This window comes from Caballeronia sp. PC1, assembly GCF_021353155.1.
Classification (GTDB): domain Bacteria; phylum Pseudomonadota; class Gammaproteobacteria; order Burkholderiales; family Burkholderiaceae; genus Caballeronia; species Caballeronia cordobensis.
On sequence record NZ_JAJUBH010000003.1, the window covers coordinates 1,420,176 to 1,445,745 of the forward strand.

General features: G+C 63.1%; 27 protein-coding genes. 15 read left to right on the forward strand and 12 right to left on the reverse strand.

What is annotated here, in order from left to right; genetic code table 11:
- The first annotated feature begins 10 nt into the window (after nt 1–10).
- On the forward strand, nt 11–778 hold the full coding sequence (locus LY284_RS31015) for a sulfite exporter TauE/SafE family protein (protein ID WP_045461005.1): 768 nt from the start codon (nt 11–13) through the stop codon (nt 776–778).
- Between the two features lie 207 nt (nt 779–985).
- Here LY284_RS31015 and LY284_RS31020 read toward each other — a convergent pair whose 3' ends face one another.
- Nucleotides 986–1,336 (reverse strand): hypothetical protein, encoded by a 351-nt coding sequence (locus LY284_RS31020; RefSeq protein ID WP_233390058.1) that lies wholly within the window; start codon nt 1,334–1,336, stop codon nt 986–988.
- Between the two features lie 345 nt (nt 1,337–1,681).
- A complete protein-coding gene (locus LY284_RS31025) occupies nt 1,682–1,885 on the reverse strand; it encodes a cold-shock protein (protein WP_008347993.1) in 204 nt (67 codons plus the stop codon).
- A gap of 248 nt (nt 1,886–2,133) precedes the next feature.
- On the opposite strand from LY284_RS31025, the gene LY284_RS31030 reads away from it, so the two are divergent.
- Nucleotides 2,134–2,922: an aldolase gene (locus LY284_RS31030; RefSeq protein ID WP_233390060.1), complete on the forward strand. Its 789-nt coding sequence runs from the start codon at nt 2,134–2,136 to the stop codon at nt 2,920–2,922.
- Between the two features lie 115 nt (nt 2,923–3,037).
- Here LY284_RS31030 and LY284_RS31035 read toward each other — a convergent pair whose 3' ends face one another.
- A complete protein-coding gene (locus tag LY284_RS31035; RefSeq protein ID WP_233390063.1) occupies nt 3,038–3,622 on the reverse strand; it encodes a DUF1349 domain-containing protein in 585 nt (194 codons plus the stop codon).
- Between the two features lie 122 nt (nt 3,623–3,744).
- Here LY284_RS31035 and LY284_RS31040 point away from each other — a divergent pair, with 122 nt between their 5' ends.
- Nucleotides 3,745–5,118, forward strand: a complete 1,374-nt coding sequence (locus tag LY284_RS31040) for an HdeD family acid-resistance protein (RefSeq protein WP_233390065.1) — start codon at nt 3,745–3,747, stop codon at nt 5,116–5,118.
- A gap of 15 nt (nt 5,119–5,133) precedes the next feature.
- Here LY284_RS31040 and LY284_RS31045 read toward each other — a convergent pair whose 3' ends face one another.
- Together LY284_RS31045 and LY284_RS31050 are read right to left on the reverse strand one after the other, a co-directional pair.
- A complete protein-coding gene (locus LY284_RS31045; RefSeq protein WP_014252472.1) occupies nt 5,134–5,391 on the reverse strand; it encodes a hypothetical protein in 258 nt (85 codons plus the stop codon).
- 41 nt (nt 5,392–5,432) lie between these two features.
- Nucleotides 5,433–6,272, reverse strand: a complete 840-nt coding sequence (locus LY284_RS31050; RefSeq protein ID WP_233390066.1) for an NAD(P)H-binding protein — start codon at nt 6,270–6,272, stop codon at nt 5,433–5,435.
- Between the two features lie 113 nt (nt 6,273–6,385).
- Between LY284_RS31050 and LY284_RS31055 the strand changes: the two genes are divergently transcribed.
- Entirely contained in the window at nt 6,386–7,021 is a 636-nt protein-coding gene (locus LY284_RS31055) for a TetR/AcrR family transcriptional regulator (RefSeq protein WP_233390068.1), read from the forward strand.
- A 13-nt stretch (nt 7,022–7,034) separates the two neighbouring features.
- On the opposite strand, the gene LY284_RS31060 is transcribed toward LY284_RS31055, so the two are convergent.
- The 3 genes from LY284_RS31060 to LY284_RS31070 form a co-directional block, all read right to left on the reverse strand.
- Nucleotides 7,035–8,117, reverse strand: coding sequence for a glycosyltransferase family 2 protein (locus LY284_RS31060; RefSeq protein WP_233390071.1), 1,083 nt, complete (start codon nt 8,115–8,117; stop codon nt 7,035–7,037).
- Nucleotides 8,118–8,398: 281 nt separating this feature from the next.
- Complete coding sequence (locus LY284_RS31065) at nt 8,399–8,623, reverse strand: hypothetical protein (protein WP_233390073.1); 225 nt, start codon at nt 8,621–8,623, stop codon at nt 8,399–8,401.
- A gap of 82 nt (nt 8,624–8,705) precedes the next feature.
- Entirely contained in the window at nt 8,706–9,758 is a 1,053-nt protein-coding gene (locus LY284_RS31070; protein ID WP_233390075.1) for a LacI family DNA-binding transcriptional regulator, read from the reverse strand.
- 145 nt (nt 9,759–9,903) lie between these two features.
- On the opposite strand from LY284_RS31070, the gene LY284_RS31075 reads away from it, so the two are divergent.
- Nucleotides 9,904–10,983, forward strand: a complete 1,080-nt coding sequence (locus tag LY284_RS31075; protein ID WP_233390077.1) for a fatty acid desaturase family protein — start codon at nt 9,904–9,906, stop codon at nt 10,981–10,983.
- Nucleotides 10,984–10,993: 10 nt separating this feature from the next.
- Nucleotides 10,994–11,302: a non-heme iron oxygenase ferredoxin subunit gene (locus LY284_RS31080; protein WP_014252466.1), complete on the forward strand. Its 309-nt coding sequence runs from the start codon at nt 10,994–10,996 to the stop codon at nt 11,300–11,302.
- 16 nt (nt 11,303–11,318) lie between these two features.
- Here LY284_RS31080 and LY284_RS31085 read toward each other — a convergent pair whose 3' ends face one another.
- Both LY284_RS31085 and LY284_RS31090 read right to left on the reverse strand, forming a co-directional pair.
- The gene (locus LY284_RS31085) at nt 11,319–13,274 is read right to left on the reverse strand and encodes a methyl-accepting chemotaxis protein (protein ID WP_233390079.1); all 1,956 of its coding nucleotides are present in this window, start codon (nt 13,272–13,274) and stop codon (nt 11,319–11,321) included.
- Nucleotides 13,275–13,359: 85 nt separating this feature from the next.
- The gene (locus LY284_RS31090; RefSeq protein ID WP_233390081.1) at nt 13,360–14,232 is read right to left on the reverse strand and encodes a DMT family transporter; all 873 of its coding nucleotides are present in this window, start codon (nt 14,230–14,232) and stop codon (nt 13,360–13,362) included.
- Between the two features lie 357 nt (nt 14,233–14,589).
- On the opposite strand from LY284_RS31090, the gene LY284_RS31095 reads away from it, so the two are divergent.
- Nucleotides 14,590–15,879: an MFS transporter gene (locus tag LY284_RS31095; RefSeq protein ID WP_233390083.1), complete on the forward strand. Its 1,290-nt coding sequence runs from the start codon at nt 14,590–14,592 to the stop codon at nt 15,877–15,879.
- Between the two features lie 69 nt (nt 15,880–15,948).
- Here the strand turns inward: LY284_RS31095 and LY284_RS31100 are convergent, their stop codons facing one another.
- Nucleotides 15,949–16,938, reverse strand: coding sequence for a LacI family DNA-binding transcriptional regulator (locus tag LY284_RS31100; RefSeq protein ID WP_014252462.1), 990 nt, complete (start codon nt 16,936–16,938; stop codon nt 15,949–15,951).
- 209 nt (nt 16,939–17,147) lie between these two features.
- On the opposite strand from LY284_RS31100, the gene LY284_RS31105 reads away from it, so the two are divergent.
- The 3 genes from LY284_RS31105 (at nt 17,148) to LY284_RS31115 (ending at nt 20,474) form a co-directional block, all read left to right on the forward strand.
- Nucleotides 17,148–17,978 carry an NAD(P)-dependent oxidoreductase gene (locus LY284_RS31105; RefSeq protein WP_045460967.1) on the forward strand — a complete coding sequence of 277 codons (831 nt, stop codon included), beginning with the start codon at nt 17,148–17,150 and terminating at the stop codon, nt 17,976–17,978.
- Complete coding sequence (locus LY284_RS31110; protein ID WP_233390085.1) at nt 17,975–18,892, forward strand: SMP-30/gluconolactonase/LRE family protein; 918 nt, start codon at nt 17,975–17,977, stop codon at nt 18,890–18,892. Before LY284_RS31105 ends, LY284_RS31110 begins: the two co-directional genes overlap by 4 nt.
- A 232-nt stretch (nt 18,893–19,124) precedes the next feature.
- Complete coding sequence (locus tag LY284_RS31115; protein ID WP_053571442.1) at nt 19,125–20,474, forward strand: MFS transporter; 1,350 nt, start codon at nt 19,125–19,127, stop codon at nt 20,472–20,474.
- A gap of 53 nt (nt 20,475–20,527) precedes the next feature.
- Here LY284_RS31115 and LY284_RS31120 read toward each other — a convergent pair whose 3' ends face one another.
- Nucleotides 20,528–21,316 (reverse strand): FadR/GntR family transcriptional regulator, encoded by a 789-nt coding sequence (locus LY284_RS31120; protein ID WP_233390087.1) that lies wholly within the window; start codon nt 21,314–21,316, stop codon nt 20,528–20,530.
- 145 nt (nt 21,317–21,461) lie between these two features.
- Here LY284_RS31120 and LY284_RS31125 point away from each other — a divergent pair, with 145 nt between their 5' ends.
- From LY284_RS31125 to LY284_RS31145, 5 genes are all read left to right on the forward strand, one after another.
- Nucleotides 21,462–22,307 (forward strand): NAD(P)-dependent oxidoreductase, encoded by an 846-nt coding sequence (locus LY284_RS31125; protein WP_233390089.1) that lies wholly within the window; start codon nt 21,462–21,464, stop codon nt 22,305–22,307.
- Between the two features lie 91 nt (nt 22,308–22,398).
- Complete coding sequence (locus LY284_RS31130) at nt 22,399–23,145, forward strand: amino acid ABC transporter permease (RefSeq protein ID WP_014252456.1); 747 nt, start codon at nt 22,399–22,401, stop codon at nt 23,143–23,145.
- A complete protein-coding gene (locus LY284_RS31135) occupies nt 23,142–23,795 on the forward strand; it encodes an amino acid ABC transporter permease (RefSeq protein WP_014252455.1) in 654 nt (217 codons plus the stop codon). The genes LY284_RS31130 and LY284_RS31135 overlap by 4 nt, the downstream gene beginning before the upstream one ends.
- Nucleotides 23,779–24,507 carry an amino acid ABC transporter ATP-binding protein gene (locus tag LY284_RS31140; RefSeq protein WP_014252454.1) on the forward strand — a complete coding sequence of 243 codons (729 nt, stop codon included), beginning with the start codon at nt 23,779–23,781 and terminating at the stop codon, nt 24,505–24,507. The genes LY284_RS31135 and LY284_RS31140 overlap by 17 nt, the downstream gene beginning before the upstream one ends.
- A 38-nt stretch (nt 24,508–24,545) precedes the next feature.
- Entirely contained in the window at nt 24,546–25,343 is a 798-nt protein-coding gene (locus LY284_RS31145; protein ID WP_014252453.1) for a transporter substrate-binding domain-containing protein, read from the forward strand.
- The last annotated feature ends 227 nt before the right edge of the window (nt 25,344–25,570 follow it).

Genomic DNA, 25,570 nt, shown 5'->3' on the forward strand with positions numbered 1-25,570 from the left:
CATCTGTCGCATGGAACCCCTTATTCTGGTCACAGGCGCGGGATTTCTCGCGGGCGCGATGAACGCGCTGGCGGGCGGTGGCTCGTTCGTGAGCCTGCCCGCGATGATCGCCGCCGGCTTGCCACCGGTTCAGGCGAACGCTTCGAGCACCGTCGCCCTGTTTCCGGGCGGCGTGGTGAGCGCGTGGGCGTATCGCGACGGGCTCGGTCCGGTCGGCTCCGTGCCGATCCGCAAGATGCTCGTTACGACGCTCGTCGGCGGGTTCGTCGGCGCGGCGCTCTTGCTGTCTACGTCGTCGAAAACATTCTCTTTCGTGCTGCCGTGGCTGCTGCTGTGCGCGAGTTTCACCCTCGCATTCGGCCGCAAACTGGGCGAGGCGCTGCGACGGCGCTGGCGTATCGGCGCGGGAGCCGTCCTGTCGATCCAGTTCGCGCTCGGCGTGTACGGCGGCTACTTCGGCGGCGCGGTGGGCATCATGATGATGGCCGTCTGGGGCCTGCTCGACGCGCGCGACTTGAAAAGCCTGAACGCGCCACGCACGCTGCTCGTGAGCGCGGCCAACTCGGTCGCGGTGTTGACCTTCGCGGCGGCGCAGGCGGTGCGCTGGCCGGAAACGATCGCGATGCTCGTCGCGGCCATCGCGGGTGGCTATGGCGGGGCGCAAATCGGCCGGCGCGCGCCGCCGCAGTGGATACGCGCGGGCACGTTGGTCGTCAGCGCCGGCATTACGATCGCTTTTTTTGTGAAGACTTACGGGCCGATGCTGTCGCATCGATGACGCGCACATCGACGTTCTGGGAGACCCTCATGTTTCCGGCCTTGCTCGAAACCCTTGGCGCGCTGTCGTTGCTCGCAAGCGTCGTGGCGAAGATCATGCTCTTGCGCGAGCCGCACGAGACTGGCGCGGAGGATGCGCCTGTCGCGCCCGGGCGCGCGGCGTGTTTTCGCCGATGCGTGCATCGCGAGCGTCGCGTGCGCGCGGCGTTCAGTGCGCGGTGCGCTCGAGCGGCGGCAGGCCGAGGGGTTTTCGCGCGGACTCGTAAGCACGGATGAAGCGCGGGTCGTCGTCGATTTCACGCGCCATCCACTTCGACAGATCTTCGCCGCAAGCCGGATCGCCGATGTCGTGGAAGCACGGCGAACTGGCGGGCATCATGCTCGCCGCCCAGTAAAAGCCGAAGAGCACCTGTTTCTCGGCGGCTTCCATGACGAGCGCCTGCGGATCGGTGCCGGAAAACCAGCGTCCGAGCTTGTTCGAGAGGGACGCTTCGGTTTCGTGGCTGTCGTAGGAAAAGACATAGCCTCCACCGGCCTGCGCCGTGTGAAAGTCGTTCATGACGACGTCGGTGACGAAGCGCGCCGCTTTGGCGTTGACCGCAAACGATTGCGCATGCGCATCGCAACTGAGGAACCAGAGCGAGACGAGCAATGCTTTTGTTTTCTGCCGGACCAATGCGCGGCATTTTTTCCGATTGCTAGCCGGGTTCACACGAATAAGAGGAAATATTTGCGTGCGCAAACAGAGCGGCATTGAATAAGCTCTGAAGTGTATCGATTACTTAAAACGCCGATCCGAGGCAAAAAAGCTATCGGAAAAACGGATTCACGTTTTGCCTTTTTATCGCAGCAATGCAAAACGGCCCATTCGGGCCGTTTCGTGCCATTGGCGAGTGCGCCTGACTTACAGCGGCTGGATCGTCGAAGCTTGCTTGCCCTTCGGGCCTTGCTTGACTTCGAAGCTCACCTTCTGGTTCTCCTGGAGCGACTTAAAACCCTTGGACTGGATTTCGGAGAAATGTGCAAACAGGTCTTCACCGCCGTCGTCCGGCGTGATGAAACCAAAACCCTTTGCATCGTTGAACCACTTGACCGTACCTGTTGCCATTTTTTCCAAACCCTTTGAGCCGAATTTCGTTGAAGTTGCGCTTCGAATTGTCGAGCGGCATAGAGTTTTACCATGCCAGAACGCCGAGTTCAAATAAGCGTTTTTGCTAAGAGACGAGACATAAGCACGTCATACTCGCGAGCTCGAATGCCCGACCGCGCGGAATGTTTTTTGATCGGACTTACTTCGCCTGGCCGATCGATTATCCTCGACAAATCGGTCAGCCAAACGACAAAAGGCATCCTAACATGGCACATACGCTTTCCAGCGCCCGGCAACGCATGACATCCGAACCCGTGCGGCTCGACGCGCCGGAGATCGCGCAAGCGCGCCGCGAACTTACGGCCTGTTTTCGGCTCGCGTCGCTTTACGGTTACGAGGAGGGCGTCTGCAATCATTTCTCGGCCGTAGTGCCGGGCCATGACGATCTCTTTCTCGTGAATCCCTATGGTTATGCGTTCAGCGAGATTACGGCGTCGCGTCTTTTGATCTGCGATTTCGACGGCAATGTCATCGAGGGCGAAGGCAAGCCCGAAGCGACCGCGTTCTATATTCACGCGCGCCTGCACAAGCTGATGCCTCGCGTAAAAGCGGCTTTTCACACGCATATGCCGAACGCGACCGCGCTATGCCTCTTCGAAGGTCCGCCGCTCTTGTGGCTCGGGCAGACCGCATTGAAGTTTTATGGCCGCACCGCGGTGGACGAGCAGTACAACGGCCTCGCGCTCGACGACGCCGAAGGCGACCGCATCGCCAGCGCGATGGGCGATGCCGATATCCTCTTCCTCAAGAATCACGGCGTGATGGTCGCGGGCGGGAGCATCGCCGAAGCATGGGACGATCTCTACTATCTGGAGCGCGCGGCGGAAGTGCAATTGCGCGCAATGAGCGCGAACCGGCCGCTCAAGCCGGTGCCGCACGAAATCGCGCAGCGGACCTATGAACAGATGCGCGCGGGCGATGCCGAAAGCGCGCGGGCGCATCTGGAGAGCGGGATGCGGCAGTTGCGCGCGCGCGGAATCGCGTTCGAAGCGTGATTACTTGCGGGGAAGGATGCGCCTGATCCACCCCTCGCTTTCCCATATCCGTCTGCTGCAAGTATTGGTTAGGAAGCCGAATAAAAGTGCGCCAGATCGACCCGGACGCGCCGCCTTACATCGAGATATCGTGCAAGTCCCCGACGATGGGCGGCCCCATCCTGAAGTCCGAGAAGCGCACGTCGAGGCCGCCGCGCTCGGGCGTGCAGCACATCGGGCCGACGAGCCAGCGCGCGTCGTCGCGGCTTGCGGCGAATGGCGCGAGGCGCATGAGCGTCCAGGTGTGTTCATCGGCGCTGCATTGCACTTTCAGCAAGCCCTCCGCGATCGTCATGCGCACACGAAAGCGGTTCGCGCCGGCGCGCGATCCGAGCGACCAGTCGGAGAGCTCGTTTGTCAGGACGGTGCTGAAGGTCAGCGCGCCGTCGTTGTATTCGGCGCCGGCCTTGACCCAGCGTGCCTCGCTTTCACGCACCATCAGGCCGGCCTGATCGTAGAGCGCGGAGAAATCGCCATCGACCGTCACTTCGGCGGTGAAATCGCCATTCACGCTCGCCGCGAAGACGTGTCCGCTGTCGCGCACGAAGCCGTAGTGCGTCTTGCGCCAGAAGTCCGTGTTCGCGTCGGTGGCGACGAAGAGCGTGTCATGTTCGACGCGCCATTGCGCGGGCTCGTTGATCCACTGGCATTGATCGAACATGGTGTCTCCGTCGCGTGAGGGGCAGGGCAAGTATGTCATAGCGAGTTCATGCGATGATCGTACGAAAATCTCGATGCGCCGCTGCACTACCATGTATCGTCCTTTCGCGAAAAGGAAGCACGATGGTCAAGCTGATGATGATCCTGCTGGGCGTGGACTACTTGCGCAGTCGCTGGCGCAGCCTCATGGTGGCGGGCTGCCTGCTTCTGGTCGTCGGCATCGGCGTGTTTGCGGATGCGCTCGACGGTGCGCTCGGCTTTCCAATCGCCTTCGTCGGCTGGCTGCTGCTGATCGAGGGCGCGCTCACGCTTGCCGTCGCGTGGGCCGGCGTTGGCGGACAGCGCAGGCTGCGCTACGCGAAAGGCATCGCGTTCGTGCTCACGGCGGCGCTGATCTTCGAAGGGAATCATCACGGTCACTTCGTTCTTTCGATACTGATCGGCCTCGCGTTTCTGTTCGATGGTCTCTTGCAGGCGACCTCGGCGCTCGTCGTGCGATACCGGCGCTATCGCGTGGCGCTCGGCTTTGCGATCTTCGAAATGCTCATCGGCATCTTCATGATCCAGCCGTATCCGACGCACTACAAAGGCACGGTGCCTTATTGCATCGGCGCATTCTTCATCTTCGCCGGATGGAACCTGATGCTGATCGCGACGCGCGTGCGCAAGCTGACGAGCAATCCGGCCGTATGGGGCGACAGGAGCGCGGAAGCCGCGAGCGAAACAGGCGCGCATCTGGAACCGCGCACGCGCGAATGGGACGGCCCGCCCGCCGACGATGAACCCGCGCTGACCGTGCACGTATGGACGCCGGTGGGATCGTCGAAGGCGGAGACGCAATGGCATCCGATCGTCGATCGCTATATCGCGGCCGTCGATCGCAATGGCGTGATCTCGACGGGACACGCCGCGCTCGAATCGCCGGAAGGCATTTACTTGAGTCTTTATCCGGCCGTCGAGATCGACCGCTCACCGGACGACTTCGCGCGCCTCTTGCGCGCCACGCGCGAGAACGACGTGCCCGGCATGTTTCAACCGAGCTATGCGATCGAGTCGAAGGCGTGGTGCCCGTCGACGACGCGCGTGCGCATCCGCAATTACGATCCCGTTCGCCTGGATAGCTTCTGGCGCAGCTATCGCGAGGACACGACGTATAACCTCACGCACCGCAATTGTTCGAGCAGCGTGTCGCGCGCGCTCGATGCGGCGCTCGAAGGCGCGGCGGGGCGCTTGTATGGCGCACGCGCGGGCTGGGGCGCGCTCTTTCGAATGATCGCGACGCCGGAATTATGGGTCGCCGCGCAAGTGCGCAAGCGCGCCGTGACGATGGCATGGACGCCTGGCCTCACGCTCGACTATGCGCGTTCGCTCAGCATGGTCGCCGACCCGCGGCCTTATGGCTGGTTGAAGGTGACGCGCATGGCGCTCGCGAAGATGCGCGAATCGCGGCGCGCATGGCGCGAGGAATCGAATGCCGATCCGCCCGCGCGCGTCTGATGCGGCGTGCGGAAGTTATAGATCGAGCTCGTCTTCGGCCTTGCGCGCGCGGCGTTCTTCGTTAGCGCGGCGCGCGCGCAATCGCTGACGCGATAGCTGGGCGATCACTTCGCCGGTCGATGCGCCCGGCGGAATCTCATTGCGAATGACCTTCGGCACCATCGGCAGTCCCATGCGCTGTCTGCGCAGCGCGCGGGCGATGTGGGTGCGGCATTCCTGACCGTGACAATCCCATTCGTCACGGATTCGATCACAGTAGGGACATTGTTCCATTCCCAGAGTCTACCGCGAAACGTTGGCGGCGCTCGCCTGCATCAAGCGTTCCAGACGCCGCTTTGCGCGGTTCGCCGCGCATAGTCTTCGAACGAGCGCGCTTCGCGATGCAGGGCGAGACGCACGCCATCGGCGGGCTTTTCGTTGCGGCCGTCGAGTACGGTCGTGAACAGGTAAAGAATCAGATCGGTTTCCGGCTTCGACACGCCCGCTTCGATCAGACCCACGCGAAACGCATCGGCGGGCACGGGTGCAAGATGCAGATCGCGCCGCGATGCGTGCGCGATGCACGCGAGCGCTTCGGCGAACGAGATCGCGCGAGGGCCGGTGAGCTCGTACAGCCTGTTTTCATGACCCGGTTGCGTGAGCGCCGCGACGGCTGCATCGGCTATATCTTCGGCGTCGATGAACGGCTCTGCAATATCGCCGACGGGCAAGGCAAGCGTGCCTTCGCGAATGGGGTCGAGCAGGAAGCTTTCGCTGAAGTTCTGCATGAACCAACTGCAACGCAGGATGGTCCACGTCGCGCCCGAGCGCTGCAATGCGTTTTCGGCGGCTTGCGCCTCTTCTTCACCGCGTCCCGAGAGCAGCACGATTCGCTCCGTGCCGTTTGCAAGCGCCGTGTCGAAAAATGCGCTGACCGTATCGAGCGCGCCGGGAATCGCGAGATCGGGCTGATAGGTGACATAGACGCGCTGCACCCCCGCGAGTACCGTCTCCCATGTCGAGCGATCGTTCCAGTCGAAGCGCGGTTGCGTCGAGCGCGCACACGCACGCACGCTAAATCCTGCTGCATCGAGCCGCTTGGCCACGCGCCGCCCCGTCTTGCCATTTGCCCCCAGAACGAGAATGGGCGCCTTGTCGAAATCCAATCGAGTCATGACCGTCTCCGAAGTTTAAAACGTGAGAGTTGCTCACGTTTTAAACATGATAGATACTCACATTTGACTGTCAAGTTTTTTTGAGCGTGCTTTCAGGGCACAAAGGAATCGATATGCAAGAGAAGCCGCCGTCCGGGAAGGGAGAAAAGAGCGCGGTGCGCAGGCAGCCCGCGCAGCAGCGCAGCCGCGAACGTCTCGATCGCATCCTGGAGGTTGCGCAGCAATTGATTGCGGAGAAGGGCAGCGAGCACGTCAGGATGAGCGAGATCGCCGAACTCGCGGAGATATCGATCGGCTCGCTCTATCAGTATTTCCCCGACAAGCGCGCGATCGTGCGGACACTCGCCGGGCTATACGCGGCCGAGAGCCGCCGTTGCGTGCGCGAAGCGCTCGAAGCCGTGCAGAACAGGGCGCAATTGCTCGACGCCTTCGCGTCGCTCGTCGACCAGTACTACGAGATCGTGCTGGACAAGCCCGTGATGCGCGACATTTCTTCGGCGCTGCGGTCGGACAAGGAACTGACGAGCATCGAGATTGCGGAGAGCAAGGCGTGCGGCGCGCTGCTCGCGGCGGCGATCCGGCGCGTGACGCCGGGCGCGGACAGCAAGCGCGTCAATGCGCTCGCGTTCCTGATCTGGCAGATGGGGGAGGAAACGATGCGCCTCGCCGTCGCGCATAAGCGAGGCGAGGGCGCGCTCCTCGTCGACGCCTACAAGCGGATGAGCTTGCGGGCCATCGAAGAGGCCTGAAAAGCGCGCTTGCTCAGCCGCTCAACTGATTCGACGCGCTTGTGCGCCGCTCGCGCTGATGATGATCGAGACTGCGCCGCAACATCTTCTTGACGAGGCCTTTGAGGAAGTGGATCGAGCGGTCCGCGCGCACGTTCAGATCGAACGGCGCGAGTGCGACGACTTCGCGCCCGCCGCGCCCGGCGAGTTTCTCGCGCGTCTGCCGATGATCGAGGGCCATCCCTTCGAGCGTCTCGGATGCCTGTTTGAAGGACGCCCGATCCACGCGCGCACAGACGTGGCATGCCCGTCGGAACGTCTTGTCGAAGACGGTGAGCCAGAACTCGTCCATCTCGTTGCCTTCGCAGCGCGCGAGCGCTTCCTGGCCGTTTGCGCGCAGATCGCGCACGTCGCGCAGCGACGCCGTCTGCGTGATGCTGCCAAAGCGCCTGCGATAACCGATCAATGGCGTTGGAATGCGATAGATACTGCTCGCGCGAAGGTAGATCGAGGGCACCACGGCCGCGTCTTCGTAATGCCGTCCCACGGGGAACGAAGCGGCATCGAAGAGGCTGGTGCGATACACGCGCGCCCACGCGAAGGTATGGAACTTGTCGGCGAATTGCTGCAGCGTTGCGCGATTCATGGGATGCCCGCCGCGTTCGCCCTGCTCGACGAGCGCGATTTCTTCGAGCTCGCGCCCGTCGTCGTCGATGATCCTGACGTTGTATTCGACCAGATCCCACTTGCCCTCGGCGAGCACGGGCACGACTGCTTCGGTGAAGCCGTTCAGATAGATGTCGTCGCCGTCGAGAAACCCGACATAAGGCGTGCGCACGGCGGCAAGACCCGTATTGCGCGCGGCGCTCAGGCCCGCGTTTTCCTGGCGCAGCAACTCGATATGCACGCCCCGGTCGCGTTCGACGATCGCGCGCGCGGCGGCATAGGTCTGGTCGCGCGAGCCGTCATCGACCACGATGATCTTGATCGCGTCGATATGCGGCTGCGAAAGCAGGGATTCGAGCGCTTCCTCGATGTATCCCTCGATGTTGTACGCCGCCACGACGATGCTGAGCAGCGGGCTCGTGTCTCTCAAGGAGTCACTCTCAAACGGCATGGATGACGCTCCGGTCGGATGATTGGGTCTGTCTCTCTTCGCACATTGACCGCGAAGAGCCGTCATGCAATTGGTCTGATGGATGTGCAGGCTCGATCGCCCGCTTATTGTTGGAGCATGCCAGTCATAAGGCCGGTCCCGGTCGTCCGGCCTGACTTGCATGTCGACGGTGGATCAACCGCTAAGAGCCGATTTCGCGGCGGGGGTTCCCAGCGCCTCTATCTTAGCGCCTCAAAAAAACGCGCTGATGACACAGGGTGCCACACCCAATGAACGCTTGTTCAATGGTGCTTGTACAGCGATTGCCCCAGCGCCTGGGGAGAAGGCTGTGTCGTCCAGCCGCTTTGCACCGAACCTTCGCCGCTTGCGCCGTAGTCGCGATCGTACACGTGGTCGTACGCGCGGTTTCCGGAGGGTTGTGAAGCACGGTTCGGGTCAGACTGCGCGTAGGACAGCATCGGCAACATGACGGCGGCAGCAAGCAGGCTGGCAATGAGCTTCTTCATGATGGTTCTCCTTTGAACGAGCGTGGAACTCGATAAGGAGACTAGGCCCGAAGAATTAGACGAGCGTGAGCTTTTGCGGCGCTCACACGTTCTCCGGCGTATAGAGTTGCGCCGGCAGCGGATACTGGCTCGCCTGCGCGCTTTCGCCCGGCAGCGCTTGCAGGGCGCGCAGCATCGCCTGAATGGCCGTTTCGGCGATGCGCTGAAGCGGCGTGTCGATCACCAGATCGATGACGCCTTCGACGAGCGCCTCGTACCGGTCGGGCATGAGATCGCTGCAGACGGTGACGATGCGCCGTCCCGCGGCTTCCTCGCGCAACGCGCGAATGACGCCGCCCACGCCGCCGCCGGGAATATAGAGCCCGGCGAGATCGGCATGCCGCGCGAGCATCGCGAGGGTCGCTTCATAGGCGAGCTGTTTGTCCTCGAGGTTGATTTGCGTGTCGAGCACACGAAGTCTGGGCGCATGCTCGCGCAGATACGATCGAAAGCTGATCTCGCAGCTTTCCTGGCCGAGATAGCGGGGCGTGCCGACGAACACGCCGACCGTGCCCTCGTCGCGATGCGTGAGACGGCTCACGGCCCACGCCGCCGTGCGTCCGCTCTTGCGCGGGTCCACGCCGATATAGCCCGCTCGCAACGGCGCGCTGAGGTCCGACAGCAGCGTAACCGTCGGTTTGCCCTGGACATGAAGCGTTTCGATCGCGGCCGTCACATGCGGATGATCGACCGCGACCACGCCGAGCGCGTCGGCTTCTTCGCCGAGCGTGAGCAGCGTGCGCGCGATGGACGCCGGATCGAGTTCGTCCATGTACTCGATGACGGCGGTGCAATGCTCGGGTTCGTGACGCGCGGCCGCGTCCGTGAGAATGCGCGCGAAGGTCTGATAGAACGGATCGGCGCGCTTTTGCAAACAAAAGCCCAGGGCATACCGCTCGTGGCGCTCGCCGCGTTGCGCGCGCAGGCGCTCCCGCATCAATGCCGCGCCGTGATAGCCGATGCGTTCCGCCGCTTCGATCACCCGCAGCGCGGTGCCTTCACGCACGCTGATGCGCCCGTTGAACACGCGGTCCACCGTTGCGGGACTGACGCCCGCGGCCTCGGCCACGGACTGAAGTGTGGGACGCTTGCTCATGTTTGATGTAAATGATGGTTTTTCAAAGCGCGCGATGATGCTTAAAGATAGCAAATGCGGGCGATCGTTGCCTCATCGAAGCGCTTGCTCCTATCATCGTTCCATCGACAGGCAATGATGTATTCCCATCATCGAATGAGGTGCAATGATGGAATCCGGGCAAGGCGAAGGCGTCGGCGCGAGCGATAGGCATCGCGATTACGGGCTGATTGGCGGCGCGGGAGAACGCGCGAAAGCGGCTGGTCTCGTGAACGCGCAGTGGTACAAGTGCGCGGTACCGCGTCCCGTCATGAAGAGCCTGATGCAACGCAGCGACGCACGCGCCATACGCGACACGCTGCTCTGGTACGCGGCAATCGTTGCGGCGGGCGTGCTTGCGTTGTTCGCATGGCGGGCGCAATCGCTCTGGGCGGTGCCCGCATTTCTGCTCTACGGCACGCTGTATTGCGGCCCCGCCGATTCACGCTGGCACGAGAGCGGGCACGGTACGGCGTTCAAAACATCGTGGATGAACAAGGCGCTGTATCAGGTCGCGTCGTTTCAGGTGTTTCGCCGCCCGACCATCTGGCGCTGGAGTCACGCGCGCCATCATACGGACACGCTCGTGGTCGGGCGTGACAGGGAAATCGCCGTGCCGCTGCCCACGGACTGGCTGAGCATCGCGCTGAACGTCTTTGCGCTCAAGCATGCGGCAGGTGAAGCGCCGAAGATCGTTTCATCGGCGTTCGGTCATATCGGTGAAGAGGAAAAGACTTATGTGCCCGAGTCGGAATGGCCGAAAGTGATCCTGGAAGCGCGCGTGTGGCTTGCGATCTATGCAGTCGTAATCGCCGCCTGCATCGTATTTCGTTCGGTCTTGCCGCTGCTTTATATCGGCTTGCCGAGCTTGTACGGCGCATGGCTCTATCTATTCTTTGGCCTCACGCAGCATGCGGGCATGCCCGAGAACGTGCTCGATCACCGCAAGAATTGCCGCACTGTGATGATGAATCCCGTGTTCAGGTTTCTCTATCTGAACATGAACTATCACGTCGAGCATCACATGTTTCCGATGGTGCCTTATCACGCGCTACCCCGTCTGCATGAAGCGGTGAAAGACGACATGCCGCCGCCCTATGCGAGCACGTTCGCGGCGTATGCGGAGATCGTTCCGGCGCTCGTGCGGCAGACGCGCGATCCGTCGTATCACGTCGAGCGGCCCATGCCCGCCGCGACGCAAGCCTGAAAGGAATGCCATGACGCAATGGATCGACGCCGCCGCATTGAACGATATCGAAGACGAGGACGTGATGCGCTTCGATCACGATGGCCGCACGTTTGCGATCTACCGGATGAACGATGCCGTGTATGCAAGCGACGGCCTGTGCACGCACGAGCACGTTCACTTGAGCGAAGGCTTCGTGATGGACTACGTGATCGAATGCCCGAAGCACAACGGACGCTTCGATATTCGCGACGGCCGCCCGCTATGCGCGCCCGTCTGCGAAAAGTTGCGGACTTATCCGGCGAAAGTGGAGGGCGGGCGCATCTTCATCGAAGTCTGAAAGCGCGATCGATGCGTCATACGCGGAAGATGCTGACGGCGCGCGCGAGACGCTCGGCCTGATCGCGCAACTCGGCCGTGGCGTGTTCCGCTTCACCGACGAGCGCCGCGTTCTGTTGCGTCGCCTCGCCGATCAGCATGACCGCGCTGTTCACCTGCTCGATGCCGCTCGCCTGTTCGCGCGACGCGACGCCAATTTCATCGACGATCGCATTCACGCGCGAGACGCGCTCGACGATGCCGTTCATCGTGCCGCTCGCTTGCTCGGCGATCTTGTAGCCGTGCGAGACTTTCGAGGCCGATTCCGCGATCAATGCCTCGATTTCCTTGACGGCCGCCGCGCTGCGTTGCGCGAGCGCGCGCACTTCCGATGCGACCACGGCGAAGCCCTTGCCGTGCTCGCCGGCGCGCGCCGCTTCCACCGCCGCGTTCAACGCGAGAATGTTGGTCTGGAACGCGATGCCTTCGATGGTCGCGGTGATGTCGGCAATACGCCGCGCCGATTTATCGATCTCGCCCATCGTTTCGACCACGCGTTCCACGGCCTCGCCGCCCGCGCGCGCCGCGGTCGATGCCGACGCGACGAGCGTGCCCGCCTGCGCCGTATTCGCCGCGTTTTGCTGCACGGTGGAAGTGATTTCCTCCATGCTCGCGGCGGTTTCCTCGACGCTCGCCGCCTGCGTGGCGATGCGCGTCGCGATATCGCTGCTGCCAGACGCGATGCGCGCGGTGCCTTCATTCATGTCGGCCGAGGCGCTGCGCACTTGCGCGACGATCTGCGCGAGCCCGCGCGCGATGCCGTCGATCGCACGCATCAGGCGGCCGATATCGTCTTCGCGCGCGCTGTCGATGCGCACGGTGAGATCGCCCGCGGCGATGCGTTCGGAAGCGCGCGTGATGTCATCGATCGGACGGCCGACGAGCTTCGTCACCGCATACAGCAGCACGCCGACGAGCAGCGCCACGACCGCGAGCCCGAGCATCAGGAAGCGGTTGCGGCTCGCGTGGACGTCCGCGAGCAGTTCGTCGCGATACGCGATGCCGCCGATCATCCATTGCCACTGCGGCACCGACATATAGACGATTTCCTTCATGCCGCCGTGCACGCGCGCATCGGCGCCCGCGATATCGGCGCCGTCGAACGCAAGATTGCCTTCATGCGAATCGAGCATCTGTTTGAAGGGCGCGACGCGTTCGTCGGCGAGCTCGCCTTTCGAACCCGGATGCACCAGCAGCTTGCCGCGATTCGCGCCGTTCGATGCATCGACCACGAAGTGATAGCCGCTCGCGCCGATCACGAGCTTCGCGATGCCGTCTTGCAGCGCGGCGAGTTCGGAACCCACGTCCACGCCCACGAAAAGCGCGCCGATCACGCGGCCCGATGCATCCGTGACGGGGCGGTATTCGGTGATGTACTGCTTGCCGAAGAGCGCCGCGATGCCGATATACGACTTGCCGGCCATCATCGGCGCATAGGCAGGGCCTTTGCGATCGAGCAGCGTGCCGATGGCGCGCGTGCCGTCCTGCTTCTTGAGCGAAGTCGTCACGCGCACGAAGTCGTCGCCGGTGCGGGCGAAGATCGTCGCGATCGCGCCGCTCTCTTCGAGAAACGCATCGGGAATCGCGAAGTCGTTGTTCAGCGGCTTGTCGCCGGCGAGGAAGATCGGCGCCGCCACGCCGCCGACGTCGACGGTGCGCGTCTCGTCGAGCGTGAAGGTCGAGGGCAGGCGATGCGCGAAGATCGTCGTGAAGCGCGTGACTTCGGCGCTGACCGCCTTGTCGAACAGGCCGATCATCGTCGCGATCGAGCGATTCTCGCTTTCGACGCGCGCGAGTGCATGCGCGTCGACTTGCTCGCCCGCGCTGCGCGTAACGGCGATGGTGAAAAAGGCGACGACGACGGCCGTGAGCGCGCACGCGAGCACGGCGAATTTGGTCCCGACGTTCATGCGGGCCAGAGTATTACGAGGCATGGGGAATGACTGAACGATAAGAGTAGTTGTCTCGGCTCTTATCGGCAGAAATTGTGTCGCCCTTTAATTTTTTCTCTTCTCGATGTTATCGGCGTTGCCTCATCGCCAGCGCGACGCCCGAAAGCGTCAGCGCCATCGCGATCGCTTCGCGTGCGCCGAGCGGCTCGCCGAGCGCGAGCGCTGCCGCGACGATGCCCATGATCGGCACGAGCAGCATGCCGATGGAGGCGACATCGGCGCTCAGGTGGCGCAGCGTCGCGAACCACGCGAGGTAGCACACGGCCATCGGCACCAGGCTCATGTAGACGAGCACGGCCCAGCCGTCGAGCCGGAGCGCCGACATCACCGGATGCTCGATCAGAAGGCCGAGCACGGTCATCGGCACGCAGCCGATGCCGACCTGCCACGCGACCAGCGAGATCGGCGCGATAGGCAGCGGCGCGCGCGAGATCACCGTGCCGAGCGCGAACAACACCGCCGCCGAGAGCGCGAACGCGACGCCTGCGAGCTTGCCGCCATCGAAGGAGAGCCCGTGCGCGGAAAGCAGCACGACGACGCCCGCGAGACCGAGCGCGAGCGCGCAAAAGCCCGCAATCGAAGGCTTGCGCTTCGCGATGGGCCACGCCAGCAGCATGGCCCAGATGGGCATCGTGTAGACGAGCAGCGCGCCTTCGCCGACCGAAAGCCATTTCATCGAGAGCGTGGAGAAGCCCATCCACGCGAAGACGTTGATCGCCGATGCCAGCACGAGCCGCGGCACGAGCGCGGCGGGCACGCGCGGGTTTTCGCCGGCAAGTTTCGCTATCAGTCCGAGCAGCACGGCGGCCGCGATGCCCGCGACGCCTCGCGAGAAGAGCGGCGGCCACTCGCGCAGCAGCACTTTCATGGCGGGCCAGTTCAGCGCCCAGCCGGTGGCGGTGACGAGCAGATAGATGAAGCCTTTGAGGCGATCAGGCATGGGAGGCGGGCTTGTTGTTCGTTGTTGTCGTCCGGCGGGTTGTGATCATACAGGCGCGCCCGTTCGGTTCGAAGCCGCCCGCGCGGAGAGAAAAACGATTAACTCAAAACATCTCGAAAACGCCCGTGCGGAATTGCCGCTACGGGCGCTATCTGGCGGCCGTGCGCGCAGAATTAGGGCAAACACTAGGATAGCCAGTCGGCAGCAAACGCACTATTCTTCGAAAAAACGTTTTCCAAGACAGACCGGCCAGCGCGGCGTCATCGTCCGCGCGAAGCCCACCGTCCACGGCGCTCGTCGCCGTTCCACGCAACAAAGAACGCGGCACGACGAGCGCCGCCGCGTCCGGAGACTTTAATGAACACTGTCGTTGCCGGCGTCGCGCGAACCGCCAGCCGTTACCGCTGGACCGTGTGCGCGCTGCTCTTTTTCGCCACGGTCATCAACTACATGGACCGGCAGATTCTCGGTCTGCTCGCGCCGATGCTGCAGCACGACATCGGCTGGACGCAGGTTCAGTACGGCCGCATCGTGATCGCGTTTTCGGCGTTCTATGCGATCGGCCTGTTGTGCTTCGGACGCATCGTCGACTGGCTCGGCACGCGGATTTCCTACGCGCTCGCGATGTTCATCTGGAGCATCGCCGCGATGCTGCATGCGGCTGTCGGCTCCGTGATGGGCTTCGCGATGGTTCGCGCGCTGCTCGGCATCGGCGAGGGCGGCAACTTCCCGGCGGCCATCAAGACCACCGCCGAATGGTTCCCGCGCCGCGAACGCGCGCTCGCGACCGGCATCTTCAACTCCGGCGCGAACATCGGCGCGGTGTTTGCGCCCGCGCTCATTCCGGCGCTCGCGGTGGCCTTTGGCTGGCGCGCGGCGTTCGTGATGGTCGGCGCGATCGGGCTCGTGTGGCTCGTGGTGTGGTTCGTGATGTATCGCCAGCCGGACGGCCGCGCGCATGACGACGAAATCGCCGACGAAGGCGACGAAACCAATGCCGCCGATGCCGTCAACGTAAAGGCGCGCGCGCCGGGCTTCAAGGAACTTATCAAGAAGCGCGAGACGTGGGCGTTCATCGTCGGCAAGTTCCTGACGGACCCGGTGTGGTGGTTCTATCTCTTCTGGCTGCCGAAGTGGCTCAACGAGTCGCGCGGCATGGACATGCAGCACATCGGTCTGCCGCTGGTCGTGATCTACGCGATCACCACCATCGGCAGTATCGGCGGCGGCTGGATTTCGTCGGCGCTGCTGCGTGCGGGCTGGACCGTGAATGCGGCGCGCAAGACCGCGATGCTGATCTGCGCCTGCGCCGTGCTGCCGATCGCCTTCGTCTCGCAAGCCGAGAACCTGTGGGTCGCGGTGGCGATCGTCGGTCTCGCGGCGGCCGCGCATCAGGGCTGGTCGGCGAACCTCTTCACGACGGCATCGGACCTGTTCCCGCGCCGTGCGGTGGGCGCGGTGGTCGGCATCGGCGGCATGGCCGGCTCGATCGGCGGCGTGCTGTTCTCGGAAGTGATCGGCCAGGTGCTGCAACGCACGGGGCACTACTGGGTGCTGTTCGCGATCGGCGCATCGGCATATCTCATCGCCTTCGGGATCATGCACCTGCTCACGCCGAAGATGAAGCCGGCGAAGCTCTCGGCGTAATCGCCCATCATGCGTCGAGACATGCGCCGCGCCGCCCGCATCCGCACTACGCAGGCGGCGCGGCGCGCGTCATGCGGCCGCGGCAGTCGATTCGCGCACGATGAGCCGCGGCTCGAACATGGAGTTGCCGGGGTCGGGATGACCGGCGAGGGCGTCGATGAGCTTCTGCATCGCCAGTTCGCCCATCTTCTCGCTCTGGATGTCGACGGTCGTCAGGCCGGGCGCGGCGTACGCGCCGTAAGGCACGTTGTCGATGCCCGTCACCGAGACGTCCTGCGGCACGCGAATGCCGAGCGACGCGGCTTCCTTCATGAAGCCGAGCGCGATCAGGTCGTTGTAGCAGATGACCGCCTGCGGGCGCTTCGGGCCGAGCATCACGCGCGAGCAGGCCTGTTCGCCGGCGAGCGAAGTGGGCGCATGCGCCTCGTAGATATCGAGTTCGAGCCCGGCTTCGGCGAGACAGTCGCGTGCGCCTCGAATCCGTTCATCGTTGATGCGCGCATGCTCGAAACCGAGGTACGCAATGCGGCGATGCCCGAGATCGAGCAAATGCCGCGCGAGCATGTAAGTCGCGAGACGGCTGTTGATGCCGACGCTCGGAATCGGCAGTTCGGCGTTGCGCAACAGCACGACGGGCTTGTCGAGATCGAGCATCCATTGCGCGTTTTCGTCGGCGAGGCGCGAGCTGACGAGCAGGCCGTCCACGCGCTGCGCGAGCGCTTCGATGAGCGGACGTTCGCGCGCCTGGTTCTCGTCGATATCGACGAGCAGCAGCGTGTAGTCGTGCCTGAGCGCGATGCGGTTCGCGCCCTTCACGACATGCGTGAAGTGCGGATTGCTGATGTCGAGGATCGTGATGCCGATGGTGCGCGTCTTGCCGGTGATCATCGAGCGCGCGAGCGGGTTCGAGCGATAGCCGAGCGATTCGATCGCTTCCTTCAGCTTGGCCTCGACGGGCGCGGAGAAGCGCTGCGCGCCATTGATGTACTTGGACACGGTCGCGACCGACACGCCCGCTGCGGCGGCGACGTCGCGAATGGTCGGGGAAATTTTTTTCATTCCGAGGGTAACGTTTTCGCAGTGTTTACGGATTGTCGCAGAAATTCTGGAAACGATGACATCCCATCTTGCATTATGCATGCGAACCGTACTGGTTTTTTGCATGCCAGGTGCCGATTGACGGTGCGCCCGGCGGATCGCTATAGTCCCGAAAACGTTTTCTTTCTTTTTGCTTTCAACGCAACACCACGTATTCGACAGGAGTCTCGATGAATCAGCCAAACGCAGCCGGCAAACCGTTCAAGCGCCTGCTTCTGACCGGCGCGGCCGGCAATCTGGGCCGCCAGTTGCGCGGCGCGCTCGCGCAATGGGCCGACGTCGTGCGGCTCTCCGATATCGCACCGCTCGACGACGCGGCGGCTCACGAAGAAGTGAGCGCCGTCGATCTCGCGGATCGCGACAAGGTGATGCAACTGGTCGAAGGCGTCGATGCGATCGTGCATCTCGGCGGCATCTCGATCGACGCACCGTTCGACGATCTGATCGAAGCGAACATTCGCGGCACGTACAACCTCTATGAAGCGGCGCGCCGTCACGGCGTAAAGCGCGTCGTGTTCGCGAGCTCGAACCATGCAATCGGCTTTCATCCCGTCACCGAGGTGCTCGACGCGGATTCGCCGCTGCGCCCGGACAGCCTCTATGGCGTGACCAAGTGCTTCGGCGAATCGCTGTCGCGCTATTACTTCGATCGCTTCGGCATCGAGACGGTGTGCCTGCGCATCGGCTCGTCGTTCGAGGAACCGAAGAATCCGCGCATGCTGGTCACGTATCTGAGCTACCGCGATTTCATCGAGCTCGTGCGCTGCTCGCTGTTCACCAACCGCGTCGGTCACGCGGTCGTCTATGGCGCGTCGGACAATCCGGTGAAGTGGTGGGACAACGCGAAGGCGGGCTTCATCGGCTTCAATCCGCAAGACAGTTCGGCGCAGTTCAACGGGCTCTTTCCGGCAGCGGCGCCGAGCGCCGAGCGCGACGATCCCGCGCAGCGTTTCCAGGGCGGCCCGTTCGTGCTCGGCGAACCGATGGAGCGCAAGCGATGAGCGCGACGGCGCGCGTGGAGCGGCTCGACGCGGGCGGCCGCGCGACGGTCGGCGAATGTCCGGTATGGCGCGGTCAAGACAACGCGCTGTACTGGGTCGATATTCCGGCGCGGCGTATCGTCCGGCTCGACGTCGGCAGTGGCCGCCGCACGGAATGGGCGTTCGAGGAGCAGGTCGCGTGCTTCGCGTTCGATGCGGCCGGGCATGTCGTCGCGGGCATGGAAAGCGGCATCTTCAGCGTGACGCTTGCCGATGCGCACGATGCGCATGAAGGGCGCGCCCGCAAGCTCGCCGCGCCGGTGTTCCCCGCGTCCGGCATGCGCTTCAACGATGGCCGCTGCGACCGGCAAGGGCGCTTCTGGGCCGGCACGATGGTGCAGGACATGTCGCTCGCAAGCACCGCGGGCGCGCTCTTCCGGTTCGACGAGAAGGGCGCGTTGTCCGCACCCGTCGTCGAGGGATTGATCACGCAGAACGGTCTCGCCTGGTCGCCCGATGGCCGGACGATGTATCTGTCCGATTCGCACCCGCAACGCCGCCTCGTCTGGGCTTTCGACTTCGACCCCGACACCGGCGCGCCGGGCGCGCGACGCGTGTTCGCCGATCTTCACGACTACGCGGGACGTCCCGATGGCGCGGCCGTCGATGCGGATGGCTGCTACTGGACCTGCGCCAACGATGCGGGCCGCCTGCTGCGCTTCACGCCGCGAGGTGAACTGGATCGCGAAATCGCCTTGCCGGCGAGCAAGCCATCGATGTGCGCATTCGGCGGCAGCGACCTGAAGACGCTCTTCGTGACGACGATTCGTCCGGCAACGAATGCCACTGAAGACGACGGCTATGTGTTTGCCTTGAACCCCGGCGTGCAAGGCTTACCGGAGCCGGATTACGCGGGTGTGTTACCGGTCGCATAAATTGCGAATGGCGGGGCGCGAGGCCGCCCCGTCCTGCAATTTTTTCGCATACTTTGGGATGCGAGGCAGTTGGCGCACCGCCTTGGCGCGCAGCGAAATGTGGCCTACGTCCCGCTTCGGAACCGATACCAAGGTCAAACACCAATGCTGTAGTTCCTCCTTAAAGAGTAGTCTCCCGCAGGTGCATCGAGCACCAGCGATCGACTGATTCTTCTATCCGGAGGAGACATAGATGGACCTTGAAGCCCGCACCATGAAGCGCGTGATGGTTCGCCTCGTGCCGTTCCTGATCTTGTGTTATTTCATTGCCTATCTGGACCGTGTCAACGTCGGCTTTGCGGCGTTGCAGATGAACAAGGCGCTCGGTTTCACCGCGAGCATGTTCGGCTTCGGCGCCGGCATTTTCTTTATCGCGTATTTCTTTTTCGAAGTGCCGTCGAATCTGCTGCTCGAACGATTCGGCGCGCGCCGCTGGATCGCGCGCATCATGTTCACGTGGGGCATTCTCGCGGCGGCGATGGCCTACATTCCGCATATCGCGCAGGCGACGGGTCTGTCGAACGCGTATGTCTTCTATGGCCTGCGCATTCTGCTCGGCATCGCCGAAGCGGGCTTCTTTCCCGGCATCATCTTTCTGCTGACCTTGTGGTTTCCGGCGAAGTATCGCGGGCGCGTCGTCGGCTACTTCATGGCGGCCATTCCGCTGTCCACCGTGATCGGCGGGCCGATCTCCGGCGCGCTGCTGCAGATGGACGGCATCAACGGCATGGCGGGCTGGCAATGGCTCTATCTGATCGAAGCCATTCCCGCGCTCTTGCTTGCCTTCGTCGTCTACTTCTATCTGACCGACAAGCCTTCCGATGCGCACTGGCTCGCCAAGGAAGAGCGCGACTGGCTCGTCGACCGGCAGGCGCACGAGCGGGCGCATCGCGAGGCCGTGCATTCGTTCAGCGTGAAGGAAGCGATCTTCAATCCGCGCGTGCTGGCTATCGCGTTGATCTACTTCGGCGCGAACGCGACCAACTATGGCCTGAGCTTCTTCCTGCCGCAGATCGTGAAGGCGTTCGGCCTGACGAATCTGCAGACCGGCTTCGTCACGTCGCTGCCGTATGTGGTCGGCGTGATCAGCATGGTGCTGTGGGGACGTCATTCGGATCGCAAGCTGGAACGCCGCTGGCACGTCGCGATTGCGCTGATGGTGGCGGCGGGCGGCATCGCCGCTTCGGCGGGACTCGACAATCCGGTCCTGAAGATGGTGGCGCTGTCGATCGCGGGCTTCGGCATCTTCGGCTGCCTGCCGGTGATCTGGACGCTGCCGGCGTCGTTCCTCTCGGGCGCGGCGGCGGCGGGGGGCATCGCCGCGATCAACTCGCTCGGCAATCTCGCGGGCTTCTTCGGTCCGTATGCGATGGGCTGGATCAAGGACAGCACGGGCGGCTTCGGCGCGGGTCTCTTGTGCCTCGCCGGCGCGGGCATGGTCGGCGTCGCGGCGGTGTTGCTGCTGCATCATGATTCGGCGCTGGAGACGATAGCGCATCCGCATGACATCGAGGATGGCGAGCCGAACATGGCGGCCCGCTGACGCGTTGCAACGGCGCCAAGGACCGCGCGGTCCTTGGCGCCGGTCATTCACCTTCACTCCGCCGAAGCCTGCGCCCTGCGCAATCTCTCCCGGCTATTGATCAGATGCAGACGCATCGCGGTGCGTGCCGAATCGGCGTCGCCGCGTTCGATGGCGTCCGCTATCTGCTCGTGTTCGCGGTTCACGCGCATCAGATAGTCCGCGTACTGATCGTGCGGAATGGGCGTCGCGGTGAGGCGCGTGCGCGGAATCATGCGCGTGCCGAGATGCTCCATGATCTCGACGAAGTAGCGATTGTTCGTCGCATGCGCGATCTCCATGTGAAAGCGCAGATCCGGCGCGATCGTATCCTTTGCCTTGCCGACGCTTTGCGCGAAATCGGCGAGGGCTGAGCGCATCGTCGCAAGGCGCGCCGCATCGCAACGCATGGCGGCCAGTCCCGCGCATTCGGTCTCCAGACTGATGCGCAGTTCGAGAATCGCGAGCGCATCGATCGAGCCGGCGACATCGGCGGGATCGAGCTGCAGGAGCGGCGACGCGCCCGCTTCGCTGACGAACGTGCCGATGCCATGGCGCGTCTCCACGAGTCCCGCCGCCTGCAGGCGCGAGAGCGCCTCGCGCACCACCGTGCGGCTCACGCCGAAGCGCTGCACCATCTCCGCTTCGGTCGCGAGGCGGCTGCCGGGCTTCATTTCCTTCGAATCGATCTGCGTACGTAGTGCATCGACCAGTTGCGCGGTGAGGCTGCGTCGCGTGCCGGGCGATGCGGCGGATGCGTCGGCGGAGGCAGCGGCGGAAGAGGTGGACAGCGTGTCGGCATGAAAGTCGGGCGATAGCGTCACGGCGTTCTCGTTGGAATGGGTTTTACACACATTGACAAATCGTTCGGCAAATGATGATATGCGTCATGCAGTGATATGACAACGTACAAGAAGTTGCGTGCAGGGTTAATCCCTAGCCCGACAGCTTCGACGGAGACACAACTCGATGGAACAACAACAAGGCACGCCCTCCACGAACGCCGCCGCGCAATTCGACCGTTTGCTGCTGACGGGCGCCGCGGGTGGCATCGGGCGGGCGATCCGGCATCGTGTCGCGGAATTCGCGCGGCAGGTGCGTATCTCCGATCTGCCCGGTGTGCTGCCGGGCGATGCGGCGCCTCACGAAGAAGTCGTTCCGTGCGATCTGGCCGACCGCCAGGCCGTCGACGCGCTCGCCAGCCATTGCGATGCGATCGTTCATCTCGGCGGCGTGTCGGTGGAGCGCCCCTTCGAAGAGATTCTCGAAGCCAATATCAAGGGCGTGTTCAACCTCTACGAAGCGGCGCGCCGTCAGGGCGTGAAGCGCATCGTGTTCGCGAGCTCGAATCACGTCACGGGTTTCTATCGGCAGGACGAACGAATCGACGCGACCGCGCGCAAGCGTCCCGATGGCTTTTACGGCTTGTCCAAGTCCTTCGGCGAGGACACGGCGCAACTCTATTTCGACCGCTATGGCATCGAAACGGTGAGCATCCGCATCGGCTCGGTGTTTCCGGAGCCGAAGGACCGCCGCATGATGGCGAGTTGGATGAGCTACGACGACTTCCACGATCTGTTGCGCCGCAGCCTCTTCACGCCGGACGTGGGGCACACGATCGTCTTCGGCATGTCCGCGAACGCGCATACGTGGTGGGACAACCGCTGCGCCGCGCATCTGGGCTTCGTGCCGCGCGAATCGTCCGAGCCGTTCCGCGAAAAGGTCGAAGCGACGCCGCCGCCCGCGCCGACCGATCCGGTGGCCGTGCTGCAAGGCGGCGCGTTCACGGTGACGGGCCCGTTCGATCCGGTTTAATGCATGCAACATGCAATATCACGGCATTCGTAGTATGTCGTCATACATCCAGCGCCGGCCGCATTGAAACATCACAGGGACATTCGCCGCCATGTTTTCTCTAGATTTCTCACCGCTCCTGCCGTACTGGCCGACGTTCCTGCTAGGCGCATGGCTCACGCTCAAGATGACGTGCGTGGCCGTGTTCTTCGGCCTGATCCTCGGCATGCTGGTCGCGTTCGCCAAGCGTGCAAAGGTGCCGGTGCTCACGCGTCTGTGCATCATCTACATCGAGACGGTGCGAAACACGCCGTTCCTCGTGCAGATCTTTCTGCTGTACTTCGGTCTCGCCAGCATCGGCTTGCGCATGCCGACCTTCGCCGCCGCCGCGCTCGCGATGACGATCAACATCGGCGCCTATGCGGCCGAGATCATTCGCGCCGGGCTGGAATCGGTGCCACGCGGCCAGATCGAAGCCGCCGAATGCCTGGGGCTGTCGAAGTGGCGCATCGGCTGGCATGTGATGCTGCAGCCGTCGATCGAAAAGGTTTATCCCGCATTGACGAGCCAGTTCCTGCTGATGATGCAGGCATCCGCGATTGCCTCGCAGATCTCCGCGGAAGAACTCACCGCGGTCGCCAACACCGTGCAGTCCGATACGTTCCGCTCGCTCGAAACGTACATCGTCGTGGCGGCGCTGTATCTGGTGTTGTCGCTGATCATCAAGCTCGTCGCGTGGCAGGTCGGCGAGCATCTTTTCAAGCGCCGCCGCGCGATCCGCCTTGCCGCGAAGCGCGCGGGCAAGACGCCGCCCGACTCGCAGCGCATCGATACGGTCATTCCCGGAGGTGCGGCATGAGCGGCGGATTCACGGCTTCGCACTTCGTCTATCTGGTGCAATCGATCGGCTGGACGCTGGTCCTCTCCGTGCTCGCGTTCGTGCTCGGCGGCATCGGCGGCTTCGGCGTGATGCTCGCGCGCATCTCGCCGCGCGCATGGCTTGCGCGCGCCGCGCTCGTGTATATCGAGGCGATTCAGGGCATTCCGCTGCTGATCCTGCTGTTCATCGTGTACTTCGGCTTGTCGGTGTACGGCTATCAGGTGCCCGCGCTCGTCGCGGCGGGCCTTGCGCTGATGGTCTATTCGAGCGCTTATCTCGGCGATATCTGGCGCGGCTGTATCGAAGCGATGCCCAAGCCACAGTGGGAAGCGTCGGAATGCCTCTCGCTCACGCGCTGGCAGACCTTGCGCCTCGTGATCATCCCGCAGGCGATGCGGCTCGCGCTGCCGCCGACGGTCGGCTTTCTCGTGCAGCTCATCAAGATGACGTCGCTCGCTTCGGTGATCGGCTTCATCGAACTGACGCGCGCCGGCCAGATCATCAACAACTCGATATTCCAGCCGTTCCTCATCTTCGGACTGGTCGGCGCTTTCTATTTCGTCCTGTGCTATCCGCTTTCGCGCTGGAGCCAATCGATGGAGAACAAGCTCAATGTCAGCAATCGTTAAGGTCGGCGAGATTCACAAGAGCTTCGGCTCCAATCACGTTCTGAAGGGCGTGTCCTTCGAAGTCAACAAGGGCGAGATGATCGCCGTGATCGGCGCGAGCGGCTCGGGCAAGAGCACGGCGCTGCGTTGCATCGACCGGCTCGAAACCATCGACAAGGGCGAAATCGAAGTGTGCGGCATTCGCGTCGACGATCCCAAAGTCGATCTGCATCTGTTGCGCCGCGAAGTGGGCATCGTGTTTCAGAGCTATAACCTCTTTCCGCATCTGACGGTGGAAGAGAACATCATGCTCGCGCTGCGGCATGTGAAAAAGATGCCGCGCGATGAAGCAAAACGCATCGCGATGAACGTGCTGGAGCAGGTCGGTCTCGGCCAGAAGGCCGATGCCTATCCCGAACAATTGTCGGGCGGACAGCAGCAGCGCGTGGCGATCGCTCGCTCGCTCGCCATGTCGCCGAAAGTGATGCTGTTCGACGAAGTGACGTCCGCGCTCGACCCGCAACTCACGGGCGAAGTGTTGCGCGTGATGGAAGACCTCGCGGCGGACGGCATGACCATGCTGCTCGTGACGCACGAAATGGCCTTCGCGAAGCGCGTGGCGGATCGCATCATCTACATGCATCAGGGCAAGGTGTGGGAAGTGGGCGACGGCAGCATGCTCGATGCGCCGCGCACGCCCGAGCTACGGGCATTTCTGGATAACGGACTTTGATTCAATTAACGCAACATCGATAACAACGGAGACTCGACTTGAAAGCAAAGACAATCATTGCACGCGCAGCCCTCGCAACCTTGATGATGGCAGGCGCGATGCACAGCGCGATGGCCGATCAACTCGACGACATCAAGAAAGCGGGCGTCGTGCGCGTCGCGATCGCAATGGGCACGCCGCTTTTCAGCTATGCCGATGAAAACCTCAAGCCCGCCGGCTCCGACGTGGATACGGCCGCCGCGCTCGCGAAAGACCTTGGCGTGAAGCTCGAACTCGTGCAGATCACGAACGCCGCGCGCATTCCGACGCTGCAGGCCAAGCGCGCGGACCTCGTGATCGCCGACCTGTCGATCACGCCCGAGCGCGCGAAAGTGGTCGATTTCTCCATGCCGTATGCGGTGATCACGATCATCGTCGGCGGCCTGAAGACGATCAAGGTGAAGGACTATGCGGACCTCGACGGCAAGACCATCGGCCTCACGCGCGCAACGGTGAACGACACGCTCACGACGCAGCAGGCGAAGGGCGCGCAGATTCAGCGCTACGAAGACGATGCGACGCTCATCACGTCGATGGTCACGGGCCAGATCGATGTCTTCTCGAGCACGCCGTCGAACCTTCAGGAAATGCAGCATCGCGCGCCGCAACGCAACATCGAGATGAAGTTCGAGCAGAAGAACTTCGACCTCGGCATCGCGATGAACAAGGATCAGCCGCGCCTGAAGGAATGGGTGAACAACTGGGTCAACACGAATCAGAAGAACGGCAATCTGAACACCATCTACAAGAAGTATCACGGTCGCGATCTGCCGGATAGCGTGCGCAAGGGTGCCTAAGCGCTAGCGTCACAGGGATCGAGCCTCACCCACCGCGCGCACTCGGAACACGCTGTTCCGAGTGCGCCATGCATTTCGCATACAACATTCTTCCCGGTGCGTCGTCCGTACGCGCCAAATCGCCCGGCCGCGGGGCTTCGGCACCGTTCGGGACAATTCGCGCTTCTCCGTCGTACACTGCCCCTGCGTTTTGAATTCTGCATGCATTGAACCATCAAGCATGCCTC